The organism is Streptomyces sp. NPDC096310, assembly GCF_044763125.1.
Lineage (GTDB): Bacteria > Actinomycetota > Actinomycetes > Streptomycetales > Streptomycetaceae > Streptomyces.
This window is the reverse complement of record NZ_JBIWFO010000029.1, coordinates 52,766-70,222: the sequence shown is the minus strand read 5'-3', so window position 1 is coordinate 70,222 and position 17,457 is coordinate 52,766. Positions and strand designations below refer to the sequence as shown.

General features: G+C 73.0%; 15 protein-coding genes. 5 read left to right on the top strand and 10 right to left on the bottom strand.

The window, feature by feature from the left end; genetic code table 11:
* Positions 1–7 precede the first annotated feature (7 nt).
* Complete coding sequence (locus tag ACIQ7D_RS33500) at positions 8–1,240, bottom strand: sensor histidine kinase (RefSeq protein ID WP_403944257.1); 1,233 nt, start codon at positions 1,238–1,240, stop codon at positions 8–10.
* Between the two features lie 4 nt (positions 1,241–1,244).
* Positions 1,245–1,898 carry a response regulator transcription factor gene (locus tag ACIQ7D_RS33495; protein ID WP_329821498.1) on the bottom strand — a complete coding sequence of 218 codons (654 nt, stop codon included), beginning with the start codon at positions 1,896–1,898 and terminating at the stop codon, positions 1,245–1,247.
* A gap of 335 nt (positions 1,899–2,233) precedes the next feature.
* Here ACIQ7D_RS33495 and ACIQ7D_RS33490 point away from each other — a divergent pair, with 335 nt between their 5' ends.
* Positions 2,234–2,407, top strand: a complete 174-nt coding sequence (locus ACIQ7D_RS33490) for a hypothetical protein (RefSeq protein WP_329821500.1) — start codon at positions 2,234–2,236, stop codon at positions 2,405–2,407.
* Between the two features lie 208 nt (positions 2,408–2,615).
* On the opposite strand, the gene ACIQ7D_RS33485 is transcribed toward ACIQ7D_RS33490, so the two are convergent.
* Together ACIQ7D_RS33485 and ACIQ7D_RS33480 are read right to left on the bottom strand one after the other, a co-directional pair.
* On the bottom strand, positions 2,616–3,416 hold the full coding sequence (locus ACIQ7D_RS33485) for an inositol monophosphatase family protein (protein WP_403944254.1): 801 nt from the start codon (positions 3,414–3,416) through the stop codon (positions 2,616–2,618).
* An 11-nt stretch (positions 3,417–3,427) separates the two neighbouring features.
* Positions 3,428–4,555, bottom strand: a complete 1,128-nt coding sequence (locus tag ACIQ7D_RS33480; protein WP_403944251.1) for a ferrochelatase — start codon at positions 4,553–4,555, stop codon at positions 3,428–3,430.
* Positions 4,556–4,720: 165 nt separating this feature from the next.
* Here ACIQ7D_RS33480 and ACIQ7D_RS33475 point away from each other — a divergent pair, with 165 nt between their 5' ends.
* Both ACIQ7D_RS33475 and ACIQ7D_RS33470 read left to right on the top strand, forming a co-directional pair.
* Complete coding sequence (locus ACIQ7D_RS33475) at positions 4,721–5,983, top strand: MFS transporter (protein WP_403944292.1); 1,263 nt, start codon at positions 4,721–4,723, stop codon at positions 5,981–5,983.
* Positions 5,928–7,262, top strand: coding sequence for a D-arabinono-1,4-lactone oxidase (locus ACIQ7D_RS33470; protein ID WP_403944249.1), 1,335 nt, complete (start codon positions 5,928–5,930; stop codon positions 7,260–7,262). Before ACIQ7D_RS33475 ends, ACIQ7D_RS33470 begins: the two co-directional genes overlap by 56 nt.
* 29 nt (positions 7,263–7,291) lie before the next feature.
* Here the strand turns inward: ACIQ7D_RS33470 and ACIQ7D_RS33465 are convergent, their stop codons facing one another.
* Entirely contained in the window at positions 7,292–8,338 is a 1,047-nt protein-coding gene (locus tag ACIQ7D_RS33465; RefSeq protein WP_403944247.1) for a hypothetical protein, read from the bottom strand.
* A 498-nt stretch (positions 8,339–8,836) separates the two neighbouring features.
* On the opposite strand from ACIQ7D_RS33465, the gene sepH reads away from it, so the two are divergent.
* A complete protein-coding gene (sepH, locus tag ACIQ7D_RS33460) occupies positions 8,837–9,865 on the top strand; it encodes a septation protein SepH (RefSeq protein WP_403944245.1) in 1,029 nt (342 codons plus the stop codon).
* A 102-nt stretch (positions 9,866–9,967) separates the two neighbouring features.
* Here sepH and ACIQ7D_RS33455 read toward each other — a convergent pair whose 3' ends face one another.
* Complete coding sequence (locus ACIQ7D_RS33455; protein WP_403944243.1) at positions 9,968–10,792, bottom strand: sulfurtransferase; 825 nt, start codon at positions 10,790–10,792, stop codon at positions 9,968–9,970.
* 288 nt (positions 10,793–11,080) lie between these two features.
* Here ACIQ7D_RS33455 and ACIQ7D_RS33450 point away from each other — a divergent pair, with 288 nt between their 5' ends.
* Entirely contained in the window at positions 11,081–11,851 is a 771-nt protein-coding gene (locus ACIQ7D_RS33450; protein WP_403944240.1) for a VOC family protein, read from the top strand.
* Between the two features lie 42 nt (positions 11,852–11,893).
* Here the strand turns inward: ACIQ7D_RS33450 and ACIQ7D_RS33445 are convergent, their stop codons facing one another.
* From ACIQ7D_RS33445 to ACIQ7D_RS33430, 4 genes are all read right to left on the bottom strand, one after another.
* Positions 11,894–12,535 (bottom strand): thymidine kinase, encoded by a 642-nt coding sequence (locus ACIQ7D_RS33445; RefSeq protein ID WP_403944238.1) that lies wholly within the window; start codon positions 12,533–12,535, stop codon positions 11,894–11,896.
* A gap of 89 nt (positions 12,536–12,624) precedes the next feature.
* Positions 12,625–13,821 (bottom strand): alkaline phosphatase family protein, encoded by a 1,197-nt coding sequence (locus ACIQ7D_RS33440; RefSeq protein WP_403944236.1) that lies wholly within the window; start codon positions 13,819–13,821, stop codon positions 12,625–12,627.
* The gene (locus ACIQ7D_RS33435) at positions 13,821–14,426 is read right to left on the bottom strand and encodes a DUF5998 family protein (RefSeq protein WP_403944234.1); all 606 of its coding nucleotides are present in this window, start codon (positions 14,424–14,426) and stop codon (positions 13,821–13,823) included. Before ACIQ7D_RS33435 ends, ACIQ7D_RS33440 begins: the two co-directional genes overlap by 1 nt.
* An 81-nt stretch (positions 14,427–14,507) precedes the next feature.
* On the bottom strand, positions 14,508–17,393 hold the full coding sequence (locus ACIQ7D_RS33430) for a GNAT family N-acetyltransferase (protein ID WP_403944232.1): 2,886 nt from the start codon (positions 17,391–17,393) through the stop codon (positions 14,508–14,510).
* Between the last annotated feature and the right edge of the window lie 64 nt (positions 17,394–17,457).

Sequence of the window (17,457 nt, the reverse complement as noted above, 5' to 3'; positions counted from 1 at the left end):
CAGTCTCTCAGATCGGGAGAGTGACGCGCATCACCAGTCCACCCCCTTCACGAGGCTCCGCGAAGATCCGTCCGCCGTGGGCCCGGGCCACCGAGCGGGCGATCGACAGGCCGAGGCCCACCCCCTTGTCGCTGCCGGTCCGCTCCGTACGCAGGCGCCGGAACGGCTCGAAGAGGTTGTCGATCTCGTACGCGGGCACCACGGGCCCCGTGTTCGACACCACCAGGACCGCCTGGCCCTGCTGGAGCTCCGTGCTGACCTCCACCCAGCCGTCCTCCTGGATGTTGTACCGCACGGCGTTCTGCACCAGGTTCAGGGCGATCCGCTCCAGCAGCACGCCGTTGCCCTGGACGACCGCGGGGACGCACTCCGTACGGATCTCCACGCCCTTCGTCTCGGCCTCGGAGAGCGCCTGGTCCACGGCGCGGGTGGCGACCTCCGCGAGGTCGACCGGTTTGCGCTCCACGAGCTGGTTGTCGCTTCGGGCGAGCAGCAGCAGCCCCTCCACCAGTTGCTCGCTGCGCTCGTTGGTCGCCAGAAGGGTCTTCCCGAGCTGCTGGAGCTCCATCGGAGCCCCCGGATCGGAAAGGTGGACCTCCAGGAGGGTCCGGTTGATCGCGAGCGGTGTACGCAGCTCGTGCGACGCGTTCGCGACGAAGCGCTGCTGCGCGGTGAAGGCGCGCTCCAGCCGCTCCAGCATCTCGTCGAAGGTGTCGGCCAGCTCCTTCAGCTCGTCGTCCGGGCCGTCCAGCTCGATCCGGCGGGCGAGGTCGGTGCCGACCACGCGGCGGGCGGTACGGGTGATCCGGCCCAGCGGCGAGAGCACCCGGCCGGCCATCGCGTAGCCGAAGGCGAACGCGATGACGCTCAGCCCGACCAGCGCGAAGAGCGAGCGGCTGAGTAGATCGTCGAGCGCCTGCTGGCGCTGGTGGTTGACGCACGCGTTCATCGCGGTGTTGAACTGGTCGGGCGCCGCCTGGTCGGGGAAGTTGCAGGAGTCGCTGCGTACCTTGCCGCTGACGATCTGGAACGGCAGCTCACTGCCGACGTGCAGGGCCTGCGCGGCCAGCAGATAGATGATCGAGAGCAGCAGGATGCCCGCGATCAGGAACATCCCGCCGTAGAGCAGCGTCAGGCGTATGCGGATGGTGGGGCGGACCCAGGGGAGCGACTGGTCGGGCCTTCTCGGGTCCCAGGTCGGCTTCGGAGGCGCCGCGGGCGGCGCCGGGGTGGTGGCCACGGCATCAGATCCGGTAGCCGGAGCCGGGCACGGTGACGATCACGGGCGGCTCACCGAGCTTGCGCCGCAGCGTCATCACCGTCACGCGGACGACATTGGTGAACGGGTCCGTGTTCTCGTCCCACGCCTTCTCCAGAAGCTGCTCGGCCGAGACCACCGCGCCCTCGCTGCGCATCAGGACCTCCAGGACCGCGAACTCCTTGGGCGCGAGCTGGATCTCCTTGCCGTCGCGGAAGACCTCGCGGCGGTTGGGGTCGAGCTTGATCCCGGAGCGCTCCAGGACGGGCGGCAGCGGCACCGTCGTACGCCGTCCCAGCGCCCTGACCCGGGCGGTCAGCTCGGTGAACGCGAAGGGCTTGGGGAGATAGTCGTCCGCGCCCAGCTCCAGGCCCTCGACCCGGTCGCTGACATCGCCCGAGGCGGTCAGCATCAGGACCCGGGTGGGCATCCCCAGCTCGACGATCTTGCGGCAGACGTCGTCACCGTGCACGACCGGGAGGTCACGGTCGAGCACCACCACGTCGTAGTCGTTGACCCCGATCCGCTCCAGGGCCGCCGCACCGTCGTACACGACGTCGACGGCCATGGCCTCCCGGCGCAGTCCGGTGGCCACCGCATCGGCGAGCAGTTGCTCGTCCTCGACGACGAGTACGCGCACGTCGTTTTTCCTTCCTCCGGGCCCGTCTTGCGTGATCAGGGCAGCTTGAAGCACTCGTTGTGCGGGCCCATCCTGCCTGTATCGGCCATAAACCGGCGGTAAGACGATGCCGGGTGACCAGGCACGTCCGGGCCGCCCCCGGATTGGTGGGGTCAGGGAGGTTTCTCGACGACGGACCCTGGGGAAGACGACTTCACACCCGAGATCACGCCCTGTTTGTGGCATGCCACACCCTTATCTGCCCGCCGGATAACTGTCCTCCAGAAGACAGTGGGCGCCTGATCTTCCCGCCGTCGGCACACCCCCGTGCCACTGACCCACGACGAGGGGGCGCAATGGACGCGTTCACCGCCGGGCTTCTCCAGCGTATAAAGGCCACGGAAACCGACCTCACCCGTGCACGTGAGACGGGTGACGACTTCCTCGCGGATGTCGAACAGGAAGAGCTGGACGACCTGCGTCGGCTCGCCGCCGAGCACGGTGTGGAGGTCGGCGCCGCCGGCGTCTGATCCGATACATCCGAGTCGCACAGACATAGTCGAACAGACATACGAAATATCAGAGCCGCAAACGATCTGCTGAGAAGGGCCCCGGCGCCGAGGGGACGGCGCCGGGGTCCTTTCGTGCGGTTCCTTCCGTGCAGGTCCTTCCGTGCGGCTTTCCGTGTGCTTTCCCGGGGTGCGCGGGGCCCCACCCGGACCGGGCGCGGTACCGGGTTCAGTCGTGCCAGGCTCCGTACCCCTCCAGCAGCTCCTGAAGGGGCTCGAAGACGCCCGGCGAGGCCGCCACGGTCAGCTCGAAGCCGGGGCCGCTACCGGGGCGGCCACCCGTACGGGCGCCCGCCTCGCGGGCGACGAGATCGCCGGCCGCGAGATCCCAGGGGTGCAGCCCCCGCTCGTAGTAGCCGTCCAGCCGGCCGGCCGCCACGTCGCAGAGGTCGATGGCCGCGGAACCGCCGCGCCGGATGTCCCGCAGCCGCGGGATCAGCCGCTGGGCGACCTCCGCCTGGTGGGTCCGTACGGTGGTGACGTAGTTGAAGCCGGTGGAGACCAGGGCCTGCTCCAGCGGCGGGGCGGGGCGGCAGCGCAGCGGCCGGTCGCCCAGGAAGGCTCCGCCGCCCCGCACGGCACGGAAGGTCTCACCGCGCATCGGGGCCTCCACGACGCCCACCAGCGTCTCCCCATCGCACTCGGCCGCGATCGAGACGGCCCAGGTGGGCAGCCCGTAGAGGTAGTTGACGGTGCCGTCCAGCGGGTCGATGACCCAGCGGACGCCGCTGCTGCCCGACGTGGCGGCGCCCTCCTCGCCGAGGAAGCCGTCCTCGGGGCGGTGGTCCGCGAGATAGCCGGTGATCAGCTTCTCCGCGGCGATGTCCATCTCGGTGACGACATCGATGGGACTGGACTTCGTGGCGGCGACGGCCAGATCGTCGGGGCGTCCGTCGCGCAGCAGCGCGCCGGCCCGGCGGGCCGCCTCCAGGGCGAGCGCGAGCAGTTCACCGGTGAGGGCGTCGGTCACAGCGGGCTCCTTCAGGCGTACGGACTGTCGGCGCCCGCGGCGGCGGGCTTGGGGGCGCGCGCCGGGCAGCAGCCGACGGGGCAGAGATCATGGCTGGGACCGAGCGCGCCGAGGGCGCACCGCTCCACGGCGCGTCCGCGCTCGGCGGCGGCGCGCTCCAGGACGAGATCGCGTACGGCGGCGGCGAACCGGGGGTCCGCGCCGACGGTGGCGGAGCGGCGTACGGGCAGCCCCAGCTCGGCGGCCTTGGCGGTGGCCTCCGTGTCGAGGTCGTACAGGACCTCCATGTGGTCGGAGACGAAGCCGATGGGGGCCATCACGACGGCGGGGACGCCCTCGCCGCTCAGCGTCTCCAGGTGGTCGCAGATGTCCGGTTCCAGCCAGGGGATGTGCGGGGCGCCGCTGCGCGACTGGTAGACGAGCCGCCAGGGGTACGCGATCCCGGTCTCCTCGCGGACCGCGGCCACGACCAGCCGGGCTACGTCGAGGTGCTGGGCGACGTACGCGCCGCCGTCCCCGTGGCCCTCGGCCGGGCCCGAGGTGTCGGCCGCCGCGGTCGGGATGGAGTGGGTGGTGAAGGCGAGATGAGCGCCCGACCGTACGTCCTCGGGCAGATCGGCGAGCGAGGCGAGCACCCCGTCGATCATGGGCTCCAGGAAGCCGGGGTGGTTGAAGTAGTGGCGCAGCTTGTCGACGCGGGGCGGTTCGACCCCCTCGCCGGCCAGGGTGGCGAGGGCGCCGGCCAGGTCTTCGCGGTACTGGCGGCAGCCGGAGTACGAGGCGTACGCGCTGGTGGCGAGGACGGCGATACGGCGCCGACCGTCGGCGGCCATCTCGCGCAGGGTGTCGGTGAGGTACGGCGCCCAGTTGCGGTTGCCCCAGTAGACCGGCAGGTCCAGGCCGTGCCCGGCGAAGTCCTTGCGCAGCGCGTCCAGCAGCACCCGGTTCTGTTCGTTGATCGGGCTGACCCCGCCGAACAGGAAGTAGTGCTGCCCGACCTCCTTGAGCCGTTCCCTCGGGATGCCACGGCCCCGGGTGACGTTCTCCAGGAACGGAACCACGTCGTCCGGGCCTTCGGGGCCGCCGAAGGACAGCAGGAGCAGAGCGTCGTAGGGCGAAGTCGCCGACTGTTCTGGCATGGTCCGATCCTGCCACCCGCCCCGGTACGCCGGGCGGCGGCCCCGCCCGGCCGGGCCCCGGGAGCGCCGGCGGACCCGGCGGGAAAAGCGGAGGCGCGCGGTGCCCGTGCGGCCGTAGGCTGCCGGGGCCAGATTCATCGCTTACCGGAGCGTCCGTTGCCTGCGTTGCCCCGTTCCTACCACGCGCTGTTCGACGTTCCCGGTACGAAGGGATTCAGCGCCGCCGGGCTGATCGGCCGGATGCCGCTCGCGATGCTGAGCATCGGCGCGGTCACGATGATCTCCCAGCTCACCGGCCGGTACGGCCTCGCGGGCGCCGTCTCGGCGGCCATGGCCATGTCGGCCGCGGTGCTCGGCCCGCAGATCTCCCGGCTGGTGGACCGGCACGGCCAGCGGCGGGTGCTGCGCCCGGCGATGCTGGTCTCGGTGACGGCCATCGCGGGGCTGCTGCTCTGTGCCCAGCGCGGCGCCCCCGACTGGACGCTCTTCGTCTTCGCGGCCGGGACCGGGTGCATGCCGAGCGTCGGGGCGATGGTGCGGGCCCGCTGGGCGGCCGTCCACCACAACTCCCCGCGCGCGCTGCACACCGCGTACTCCTGGGAGTCGGTGGTCGACGAGGTCTGCTTCATCTTCGGCCCGATCATCTCGATCGGGCTCTCGACGGCCTGGTTCCCCGAGGCGGGCCCGCTGGTCGCCGGGGTCTTCCTGGTGACCGGTGTCCTGTGGCTGACCGCGCAGCGGGCCACCGAGCCCGTGCCGCGGCCCCGAGCGGAGCACACCGGGGGTTCGGCGCTCGGTTCGGCCGGGCTGCGGGTGCTGGTGGCGACGTTCGTGGCGACGGGGGCGATCTTCGGCGCGGTCGACGTGGTCACGGTCGCCTTCGCCGAGGAGCGGGGTCACAAGGCCGCGGCGAGCCTGGTGCTCTCCGTCTACGCGCTGGGGTCCTGCTGCGCGGGCATGGTGTTCGGGCTGCTGCATCTCACCGGTCCCCCGGCCAGGAGGTGGCTGGTGGGTGTCTGCGCGATGGCCGTGAGTATGATCCCCCTCCAACTGGCCGGGAGCCTGCCGCTCCTGGCCGTGGCGCTCTTTGTCGCGGGCCTCTCCATCGCACCGACGATGGTGACCACCATGGCCCTCGTCGAAGCGCATGTACCGCGCACCAAGTTGACCGAGGGCATGACCTGGACCAGTACCGGGCTCGCGGTCGGCGTGGCGCTCGGCTCGTCGGCAGCGGGCTGGGTGGTCGACGCCGCCGGGGCACGAGCGGGGTACAGGGTGCCCGTGGTGGCGGGCGCCGTCGCGGCCGCGGTGGCGTTCCTGGGGTACCGCCGGCTGCGTGAGCCGGTGCCGAGGCGGGGAGGGCATGGGGCGGATGACCGGGGACCGGACAGTCCTGAGGAGTACGAGGGCCACGAGCGCGTGGCGTAACTGGGCGGGGACCGTGACCGCCCGGCCGGCCCGTACGGTCTCGCCCTCCTCCGTGGAGGAGCTGATCGGGGAGGTACGCGCGGCGGCGGCCGACGGGCTGCGGGTCAAGGCGGTCGGCAGCGGGCACTCCTTCACCTCCGTCGCCGCCACGGACGGCGTGTTCGTACGGCCCGACCTGCTCACCGGTATCCGGGAGATCGACCGGGCCGCGGGCACCGTCACGGTGGCGGCCGGCACCCCGCTCAAGCGCCTGAACACGGCGCTGGCCCGGGAGGGCCTGTCACTGACCAACATGGGCGACATCATGGAGCAGACCGTCGCGGGCGCCACCTCCACCGGCACCCATGGCACCGGCCGTGAGTCGGCGTCGATCGCCGCCCAGATCCGCGCGCTCGAACTGGTCACGGCGGACGGCACGGTGCTGCGCTGCTCGGCCGAGGAGAACCCGGAGATCTTCGCCGTCGCGCGGATCGGCCTCGGCGCGCTGGGTGTGATCACCGCGGTCACCTTCGCGGTGGAGCCGGTCTTCCTGCTGACGGCCCGTGAGGAGCCGATGTCCTTCGGCCGGGTCGCGGCGGAGTTCGACCAGCATGTCGCCGAGAACGAGCACTTCGAGTTCTACTGGTTCCCGCACACCGGCAACTGCAACACCAAGCGCAACAACCGCAGCGCCGGTCCCGCGGCGCCGCCCGGCCGGGTCCCCGCGTGGATCGAGGACGAACTCCTCTCCAACGGCGTCTTCCGGGCGGCCTGCGCGCTCGGCCGCGCCGTGCCCGCGACGATCCCGGCGCTGGCCCGGGTCTCCAGCCAGGCGCTCTCGGCCCGTACGTACACGGACATTCCCTACAAGGTCTTCACCTCGCCGCGCCGGGTGCGCTTCGTGGAGATGGAGTACGCGCTGCCGAGACAGGCGGCCGTCGGGGCGCTGCGCGAGGTCAAGGCGATGATCGAGCGCTCACCGCTGAAGGTGAGTTTCCCGGTGGAGATACGGACGGCGCCCGCCGACGACATCGCGCTCTCGACGGCCTCGGGCCGGGAGACCGCGTACATCGCCGTGCACCTGTACCGGGGCACGCCGCACCGCTCGTACTTCACGGCGGTGGAGCGGATCATGACGGCGCACGGCGGCCGGCCGCACTGGGGCAAGATCCACACACGGGACGCGGGGTATCTCGCCGAGGTGTACCCGCGCTTCGCGGAGTTCACGGCGGTACGGGACCGGCTCGACCCGGACCGGCTGTTCGGGAACGACTATCTGCGCCGGGTCCTCGGGGACTGACGGGACCGATGCGCACCGTACGCCTTCCCCTACCGCCCTGTGGCCGTCCCGGCGTCGCCGCCGCCGGCCGGGGCGCCGGCGGTGCCCGAGGGTGCCGGGGCCGGGGCGGACGACCCACCGGAGCCGCTGTCTCCGGTGGCGTCCTGGCCGGGACCGGAGGAGGCCGTCGGGTCGGGGGCCGAGGCGGACGGGGTGCCCGCCGGGCCGGTGCCGGTGCCCTGGCCGGTGCCGGTCTCCTGGCCGCTCCCGTCGCTCCGTCCGCTGCCGGAGGGGGACGGCGAGGTCCCGCCCTCCGTAGTGGTGCCCGTGTCTCCGCCGGCCGGGGCGCCGCTGCCGGTGGAGGGGGTGGCGGAGGGGTCGGTCGTGGTGGAGGGGGTGGACCGGTGCCCGCCGCCGCTCACGACGGAGCCGACCGTCGTTCCCGTGCCACCGCTCAGGTCCTGACCGGAGATCAGCTCGTATCCGGTGATACCGCCCATCGTGACGCCGAAGGCGATCCCGGCCGCGAGGAGCGGGCGCTTCCAGCCACGGACCCGCGTGCCATGGGTCGTGGCCCGGGTGAACTCCTCACTCGGGAACACGGGGGGCACCGGGGGCACCGGGAACGCCGGAGACCGCTGAGGCACCTGGGACAGCAGCCGGGTCGCGTCGACGCTCCGCACGAAATCGGTGGAATCAGTGGAGCCGGTGGAGTCGACAGAGCCGCCGGAACCGTCCCGTCGACCCGGATCACTCGGTTCGGGCATCGGCACCTGCCGCCCGCCCGGCTTCGTCTGGACCGCCACGACGCGGATCTGTTCCCCCGTACGGCGGAACAGGTGCTGGAAGACCGAACCGCCGCAGGTGGCGACCACGCTGACCACGCCCGCGCCGATGATCGTGCCGTACACGCCGAGCCGGGAGGCGAGCACCGCGGCGGCGATCGCCGCGAGCGCGCTGCCCGCGACCTGCGGCAGGCTCAGTTCGAGCCGGGGCGCCGTCCGCTTCCGCTCCTCCGGCTGTCCGTCCGTCCCGCCGTTTTCCGGCCTGTCGTCCGTTCGCGTACCGGTCGTCCTGGTCGTCGGCCTCTGATCCATCTACAGCCCCTGCCTGCACATCTGTCCCACCTTGCACCAGGGAGTGACCTCTGAGCGAAGCGGATAGTTCCACTTCGGTGGGTTCTGTGAAGCAGGACACCCGTACCGGGCCGCCCGTGGACCGCACCGGGCGTCAACTCCCCGGCGCGGTGAGAACTTGGGCGGCGCGCCGGTCCACCCGGATGGCCCGAATGGAGTACTGTGGCGAGCCCTGGGGCCGGACTCCCTCATGGGTGTCCGGGACTAACGGGAAGGGGGCCGAACGTGGCACTCGATACCGGCGGAGCCGCGGCACCGCACGGGCGCCCGCTGCACGGAGTGACCAGGTTCGTCACTCTGCGTCGCAAAGGGTAACCGTGCCATCGGCGATCCAGGGCCCATGCCCGACACGCCGGGCAGCACGGAAAGGTTGTGGCAGGCTGCACCCGGGCAGGCCACACTCGACTAGCGGAAGCAGCGACGCACGTGACGTCGGCAGGCACCACCCGGGAGGTTCCCATGCCCGAACTGCGTGTCGTGGCCGTCTCCAACGACGGCACACGACTGGTGCTCAAGGCTGCCGACAGCACGGAGTACACGCTCCCCATCGATGAGCGGCTGCGTGCCGCCGTCCGCAACGACCGTGCGCGTCTGGGCCAGATCGAGATCGAGGTGGAGAGCCACCTCAGACCACGGGACATCCAGGCGCGGATACGAGCCGGTGCCACCGCCGAGGAGGTCGCGCAGCACGCCGGGATCCCGGTGGACCGCGTCCGGCGCTTCGAGGGCCCGGTGCTCGCGGAGCGCGCCTTCATGGCCGAGCGGGCCAGGAAGACCCCCGTACGCCGCCCCGGCGAGAACACCGGACCCCAGCTCGGCGAGGCCGTCCAGGAGCGGCTGACGCTGCGCGGGGCCGACAAGCAGACCGTCCAGTGGGACTCGTGGCGCCGTGACGACGGCACCTGGGAAGTCCTGCTGGTCTATCTGGTCGCCGGCGAGCCGCACTCGGCGAGCTGGACGTACGACCCGCCCCGGCGGCTCGTCCAGGCCGTCGACGACGAGGCGCGCGCGCTGATCGGCGACACCGACGACACGGTCACGAAGGAGCCGAGCTTCCCGTTCGTGCCCCGGATCGCCCGGCTGCCGCGCGACCGGCCACTGGACCGTTCCCTCGACCGGCAGTTGGAGCGCCCCGTCGCCCCCGAGCCGGACGACGCCGACGAACGCGACTCGCTCACCAGCCTGCTGGAGGCCGTGCCGAGCTTCCGCGGCGACATGGTCGTGCCCGACCGCACCGCGCCGTCCGATCCCGGGTCCGTCGACCCGGAGGACGAACCGGACGCGGAGGAGCCGCCCGCCGCCTCGGCGGGCGCCGGTTCGGCCTACGCGGACGTGCTGATGCCGCGTTCGGTGGCCGGTCACCGCGACCGGCTCACAGGCACGACGGACCGCCAGGCCGAGGCGGACGGCGTCCGCCCCGGGCGGCGGGCCGCGGTGCCGAGCTGGGACGAGATCGTCTTCGGCACCCGGCGCAAGAAACAGGACTGACCGGGTTCGCACACCCTCCTATACGCAGTCCGAGGGGCCCGTACTCACCGCGGGTGAGGAGTACGGGCCCCTCGGGTGCTCTCCTGGCGCCCGGCGCGCCGATTACCGGGGGGCCGGGCCCTTGGCGACGGGACGGTCGGGGTCCGAGGACCACTCCGACCACGAGCCGGTGTAGAGCGCCGCACCGATGCCCGCCAGCTCCAGGGCCAGCACCTCCTGGGCGGCGGAGACACCCGAGCCGCAGTAGACGCCGACGCTCCCGCCCGTGGCGCCCAGCGCCTCGAAGCGGGCGGCGAGTTCCGCCACCGGACGGAAGGTACCGTTTTCGGCCATGTTCTCCGCCGTGGGGGCCGAGACCGCGCCGGGGATGTGACCGCCGATCCGGTCGATCGGCTCGACGTCACCTCGGTAGCGCTCGGCCGCGCGGGCGTCCAGCAGCAGCCCGTCCCGGGCCAGCGCCGCCGCACCGTCCGCGTCGAGCACCGGGAGCGCGCCCGGCTCGGGGCGGAAGTCGCCCTCCGCCGGCTCCGGGACCTCGGTGGAGAGCGGGCCCGTCCAGGCGGCCAGACCGCCGTCCAGGACCCGGACATCGCGGTGGCCCGCCCAGCGCAGCAGCCACCAGGCGCGGGCCGCCGCCCAGCCGAGACCGCCGTCGTACGTGACCACCGGCGTGTCCGCGCCGACACCCGCACGGCGCATCGCCGCGCCGAAGACCCCCGGGTCGGGCAGCGGGTGACGGCCGCCCTCGCCCGGCGCACCGGCCAGCTCCGTGTCGAGGTCCACGTATACGGCGCCGGGCAGATGCCCCGCCTCGTACGCGGGCCGGCCGGGCGGTCCGCCGAGCTGGTAGCGGATGTCGAGCAGGACGGGCGGACGCGGCCCCGCCGACTCGCCGGTGAGTTCGGCCGCTGTGATGATGGCTGTCATGGACGTCATCCTCCCGTACGGCCGCCCCGCGGCGGGAGCGGCGGTGGTCCGTGCGATGTAACGGGCCGTGAAACAGCCGGTAAACAGCGAATCGAGATCCCGCCAAGTGCGGCGCGGCCGGGCGGCGCCGCGCGCCGCCGGGTGCGAGCATCGGCACGGGCGTACGGCCGCTTCCGTCCCGCTTCCTCCCCCGGTGCCTCCCGTGTACTTCCGCGGTTCCACCGGCAGTTCCTCTCGCGGCGCGCCCGGTCCGTACGGCCACCACGAAGGTCCGAGGAGACAGTGACGATGACCGAGGCAGCGACCCGGCGCACCCCTGGAACACCCTGCTGGGTGAGTCTGATGGTGCACGGACTTGCCGCGACGGAGGAGTTCTACGGAGCGCTGTTCGGCTGGGAGTTCGAGCCGGGGCCGCAGCAGCTCGGACCGTACGTCCGCGGGCTGCTCGACGGCAAGGAGATCGCGGGGATCGGTCAGCTGCCGCCCGACCGGCATCTCCCCATCGCCTGGCTGACGTACCTGGCCACGGACAACGCGGATCTGACGGCCGACACGATCAGGAGCTGCGGCGGCACGGTCGGCGTCGGCCCGCTGGACGCGGCCGAGGCCGGCCGGATGGCCATCGCCTCCGACCCGACGGGCGCGGTCTTCGGGATCTGGCAGGCGGCGGCGCACACCGGGACGGCGGTGGCCGGGGCGCACGGCACGCCCGTCTGGAACGAGCTGATCACCCACGAGACGTCCTCGGTCGGCAAGTTCTACGCGGCGCTGTTCGGCTACGACCTGGAGGCGGTGGTCTCGGCCGACCTCGACTTCCTGACCCTGCGTCTGCGCGGACGCCCCGTCGCCTCGCTGCACGGGGTGGGGCGGGCGCTCACCCGGGAGCGGGGCGCGCACTGGATGACGCACTTCGAGGTGGCGGACACCGACGACGCCGCGCGGCTGGTCACGGAGCTGGGCGGGCAGGTGCTCCAGCAGCCGCGCGAGGGCGTCAACGGACGGTACGCGACGGTCGCGGACCCGGAGGGCGCGGTCTTCACGATCGTACGGTCGGCCTGAGCCCGGAGGGGCGGACCGTACGCTCGTGAAGTCTCCAGGAACCTAGACCGGCAGGACGTCCGGGGAGAGCGCGGCGGCGCGTGCGCTCGCCGCGGTCATCCGGCGCCGGTGGTGGCGCCGGCACAGCACCTCGTAGCCGATCTCGTCGCGGCTCTGATGGACGTCCCCGACGACGACCTGGGCGCCCTCGACCACCATGGCGCCGCCGACCGTCCGCGCGTTGTGCGTGGCGCGGGCGCCGCACCAGCAGAGCGCCTCCACCTGGAGGACCTCGACCCGGTCGGCCAGCTCCACCAGCCGCTGCGAGCCCGGGAAGAGCTTGGAGCGGAAGTCGGTGGTGATGCCGAAGGTGAAGACGTCCAGCTCCAGGTCGTCCACGACCCGGGCGAGCTGGTCGACCTGGGGCGGGGCGAGGAACTGCGCCTCGTCGGCGATGACGTAGTCGCACCGGCCGCCCTGGGAGAGCCGGTCCACGAGATACGCGTAGAAGTCGAAGCCCTCGGCGGCCTCGACGGCGTCGGTGACCAGGCCGAGGCGGGAGGAGAGCTTGCCCTCGCCGGCCCGGTCGTCGCGGGTGAAGATCATGCCCTGGAGCCCGCGCGCCGAGCGGTTGTGCTCGATCTGCAGAGCGAGGGTGCTCTTTCCGCAGTCCATCGTTCCGGAGAAGAACACCAGCTCTGGCATGAGGGGGTGACGGCCTTTCAGGTCTTCGGCTGCTGCGGTCGACGGGCGCCGCACCGCGATCGACGGGCGTCGTACGGGCGTACGAGCGGTTACGAGCGTACTTCGAGGAGGGGGACCAGTTGCTCGACGGGGGTCATCGAGCCGTGCATCCCGACCATCAGCGACTCGTGCGGCTCCCGGACGGAGGCCGTGATCACCACGTCGTCATGGGCCGCGGCGACCACGTCGCCGATCCGGCCGTACACCCGCTCGTCCATCGCGCCCGGCGGGCCGAACCAGCCCTCCGCGATCGCCTCGTCGCGGCTCGCCACCCAGAACCGCTCGCCGAGCACCTCGCGCCAGACCGCGAGGACATCGGCCGTGGCACCGGGTACGGCGTAGACATGCCGGGCCCGGCCCTCGCCGCCGAGCAGGGCGACCCCGGCGCGCAGCTCCCAGTCCTCGTCGAAGTCGATGCGCGACTCCTCGTCGAAGGGGATGTCGATCATGCCGTGATCGGCGGTGACATAGAGCGCGGTACGGGGCGGAAGCTGCTCGGCGAGGCGCTGGACGAGCCGGTCGACGTACATCAACTGGCCGCGCCAGGCGTCGGAGTCGACCCCGAAGCGGTGGCCCTTGCCGTCGACCTCGCTGTAGTACGTGTAGACCAGCGACCGGTCGCCCGCGGCGAGTTGTTCGGCGGCCAGGTCCATCCGGTCCTCGCCGGAGAGCCGGCCGAAGAAGGAGCCGCCGCTCAGCGCGATTTTGGTGAGCGGGGTGTGCTGGAAGGTCGGCGAGGACACCTGCGCGGTGTGCACGCCCGCCGCGTCGGCCAGCGCGAAGACGGTGGGGTACGGCTGCCAGACGTGCGGCGCGGTCCACGGCTTCCAGCGGAGCTGGTTCATCAGCGCGCCGGTCGCGGGGTCGCGGACGGTGTAGCCGGGCAGGCCGTGGGCGGAGGGCGGCAGCCCCGTACCGACGGAGGCGAGGGAGGTCGCGGTGGTGGCGGGGAAGCCCGCGGTGAGGGGGCGCCCGGTGGAGCCGCGCGAGGTGGCCAGCAGCGACGTCATGTACGGCGCTTCGTCCGGGTGGGTCTTGAGCTGCTCCCAGCCGAGACCGTCGATCAGAAAGACGCAGTTCCGGTCGGCGGGGGTCAGTTCTGAGATCGTCGCGGTCAGATCCGGTACGCCCTGGCCCGCGGCGAGCGTGGGCAGCAGATCGGCGAGCGAACCGCTGCCGTACTGCGGCAGCGGCGCGCTGGAGAGGGCGAGCGGGACGGACTCCGGCCAGCAGGGCTCGGCCGCCATCAGCGGCCGGTCGCCGCGGTGGCCGCCGTCGCCGCGATCGCCTCGGAGAGCGCCTGCGCGAACGCGAGCGTCTGCCGCACGGCGTCCGGCCCGTCGCCCGCCTCGCTGACGCGCAGGCTCAGGTCGTCGGCGGTGGAGCTGCCCGTGTAGCCGTGGTCCGCCTCGCAGTTGGGGTCACCGCAGGCGGCGGGTTCCAGATCGATCCGGGCGACGGCGCCCCAGCCGATGGTGAGGACGACCTCGCGCGGCAGGGTGCCGGGCTTGTACGACTCCGGGTTGGCGACGACACGGCTGACCACGACGGAGGAGATGCGGTCGGTCTTGACCGACTCGGTGGAGGTGGTGGCGTACGGCGTCGGGGAGCTGGAGTCGGCGGCCTGCTCGTCGGTGTGGCTGACGATGAAGCGGTGGGCCGTCAGCACGAGGACGGTGACATGCCGCCGCACCTCGTTGGCGTCGAACGTGGTCTCCTGGTGCACCAGGTACGACGAGATCGGCTCACCGCCGACAGCGGCCTCCACCGCCTCGGCCACGAGAGCCGGGTAGTAGCCGCTGCGCTCGATCGCCGTGCGCAGCCCCTGGGTCGTCGTACCGGTCTTCGCCATGCGCTCATCCTACGGTGGCCGGATGGCTGCCGGAGACGCCCTGCTCCGGGGGGTGACCGCCGAGCGACGGGCGGAAGGGCCTCAGTAGTAGCTGGGGAGGGTGCGCGGGCCGAGATCGTCGCGGGCGGGCGGCGGCGCGAGACGGACGGTGGCGCCGAGCACCGATACCCCTTGCGTGGCGACAACGACGGGCTCCAGGGTGACGGAGACGACCTCGGGGTGGTCGTCGACCAGCCGGGAGACGCGCAGCAGCACCTCCTCCAGGGCGGCGGTGTCGACCGGCGCGGAGCCGCGCCAGCCGAAGAGGAGCGGTGCCGTACGGATCGACCGGATCAGCTCGGCGGCGTCCCGGTCGGTGACGGGCACCAGCCGGTGGGCGAGATCGCCGAGGAGTTCGGAGGGGGCGCCGGCCAGCCCGAAGGAGAGCACGGCGCCGGCGGCGGCGTCGATGGCGGCCCGTACGACGGTGTCCACGCCGCGGGGCGCCATGGCCTGGACGACGGGGCGCAGCTCGACGGCGGTGCCGAGCGTCTCGGTCAGCTCGCGGTGGGCCAGCCGCAGTTGCGCCTCGTCGGCGAGGTCGAGCCGTACGCCGCCGAGGTCGGCGCGGTGGCGCAGATGCGGCGCGGTGGTCTTCAGGGCGACGGGGTAGCCGAGGCGCGCGGCGGCGGCGACGGCCTCGTCGGGGCCCGGCGCCGGCAGGGTCGGCCGTACGGGGATGCCGTACAGGGCGAGCAGTTCGTGGGCGTCGGCGGTGGCGAGACGGCGTGTGTCGGGGTCCGCGCCGAGGAGCCGGTCGATGAGGGCGGCGGCCGCGCTCCCGTCGATGGCGTCGTCCAGGAACTCGGGGACCTTGCCCGGGTCGGCGGCCTGGCGCCGCCACTGCGCGTACCGGACGGCCTCGGCGAGCGCGCGGACGGCGCGTTCGGCGGCGGGGTAGGCGGGGAGGCGGCGTACGGCGTCGGGGGCTGGGGGGTCGGCGGCGAAGGGGTCGGCGCCGGCCGTCGGTGTCTTCTCGGGCGCTGTCTCCTCGGGTGGTGACGGCTCCGGCGACGGTGGTTCCGGGAGCGGCGTCGCCGTGGCGCACGGTGACGGGCGGCCCGGGCCGCTGTCCGCCGCCGCGGACAGCGCCTGCGCGAGGCCGCCGATCTCGACGTGGACCACCGCGACGGGCTTCGCCGGGGCCGTCGCCGCGGCTGTTCTGAGCGCGGTGCCCAGCGCGCCGCCGCCGTCGGGGCCGGCCGTGCCCGTCTCCCCCACCCGGGGGATCGCGGTCACCACGACGGCGTCGCAGCCGGGGTCGGCCAGCGCCGCCGTGAGCGCCGTACGGAAGTCGTCGGGCGCCGCGGCCGTGGTGAGGTCCTGGGGCGGCAGGGGGCGCAGGCCCTCCGTGAGGCAGGCGTCGTACGTGAGGAGGCCGAGCGATTCGGAGTTGCCGAGGATCGCGACCCGCGGGCCCGCGGGGAGCGGCTGCGAGGCGAGCAGCAGGCCCGCGTCGACGAGTTCGGTGACCGTGTCGACGCGGATCACCCCGGCCTGCCGCAGCAGCGCCGAGACCGTGGCGTCCGGTATGCGGGTGACGGGGACGGTGTGTCCGGGCGGGGCGCTGCCGCTGTGGCGGGCGCCCTTGACCACGACGACCGGCTTCACCGCGGCCGTGCGCCGGGCGAGCCGGGTGAACTTGCGCGGGTTGCCGATCGATTCGAGGTAGAGCAGCGCGACATCGGTGTCCGGGTCCTCGAACCAGTACTGGAGGATGTCGTTGCCCGAGACGTCCGCGCGATTGCCCGCCGAGACGAACGAGGACAGCCCCGCGCCGCGCCGGTGCAGCGCGGCGAGCAGGGCGATGCCGATCGCGCCGGACTGGGTGAACAGGCCGATCCGGCCGCGCGCGGGCGGCTTCGGTGCGAGGGAGGCGTTCAGCCGGGCTCCCTCGGCGGTGTTGATGATCCCGAAGGCGTTGGGGCCGATGATGCGCATGCCGTACGAGCGGGCCTGCCGCACCAGCGCGTGCTGGCGTTCGCGGCCCTCGGCCCCGCTCTCCGCGTACCCGGCGGAGAGGACCACCAGGCCCCGTACCCCGGAGCGGCCGCACTCCTCGACCGCTTCCGGCACCCGGTCGGCGGGGACGGCGAGGACCGCGAGGTCGACGGGTTCCCCGATCCGGGTGACGGAGCGTACGGCGGGGGCGCCGTCGAGCGTCGCGGTGGACTCGGGGAACGCTCTGTTCACCGCGTACAGGCGGCCGGTGAAGCCCGCGTCGCGCAGATTGCGCAGTACGGTGCGGCCGACGCCGCCGGGGGCGCGGCCGGTCCCGACGACGGCGACCGCGCCGGGGGCCAGCAGCCGCTGTACGGAGCGGGCCTCCGCGCGCTGTTCACGGCCGCGCTGGACGGCCAGGGACTCGGCGGTCGGTTCCAGGTCGAGGGTGAGCCGTACAGCGCCGTCCTCAAAGCTGCGCCGCTGGGTGTAGCCGGCGTCCCGGAACACCTTGATCATCTTGGCGTTGGCGGGCAGCACCTCGGCGGCGAACCGGCGGATGCCCCGCTCGCGGGCGACGGCGCCGATGTGCTCCAGCAGGGCGGAGGCGACGCCGCGGCCCTGGTGCGCGTCCTGCACGAGGAAGGCGACCTCGGCCTCGTCGGCGGGGGCGGAGGCGGGCCGTCCGTGCTCGTCGGTGCGGTCGTAGCGTACGGTCGCGATGAACTCACCGCCGACCGTCGCCGCGAGTCCCACCCGGTCCACGTAGTCGTGGTGCGTGAAGCGGTGGACGTCACGGTCGGAGAGGCGCGGATAGGGCGCGAAGAAGCGGTAGTACTTCGACTCGTCGGAGACCTGTTCGTAGAAGCTGACCAGGCGCTCCGCGTCCTCGGTGGTGATGGGCCTGATCCGGGCGGTACCGCCGTCGCGCAGCACCACGTCCGCCTCCCAGTGCCCTGGATACGCGTGGTCCCGCGGGTGCTCCATGGGGCAAGCGTACGGCGGGGGCGGGGCCCGTGACCGGCGATCGGGGGTGACGGGGAGCTGTTCG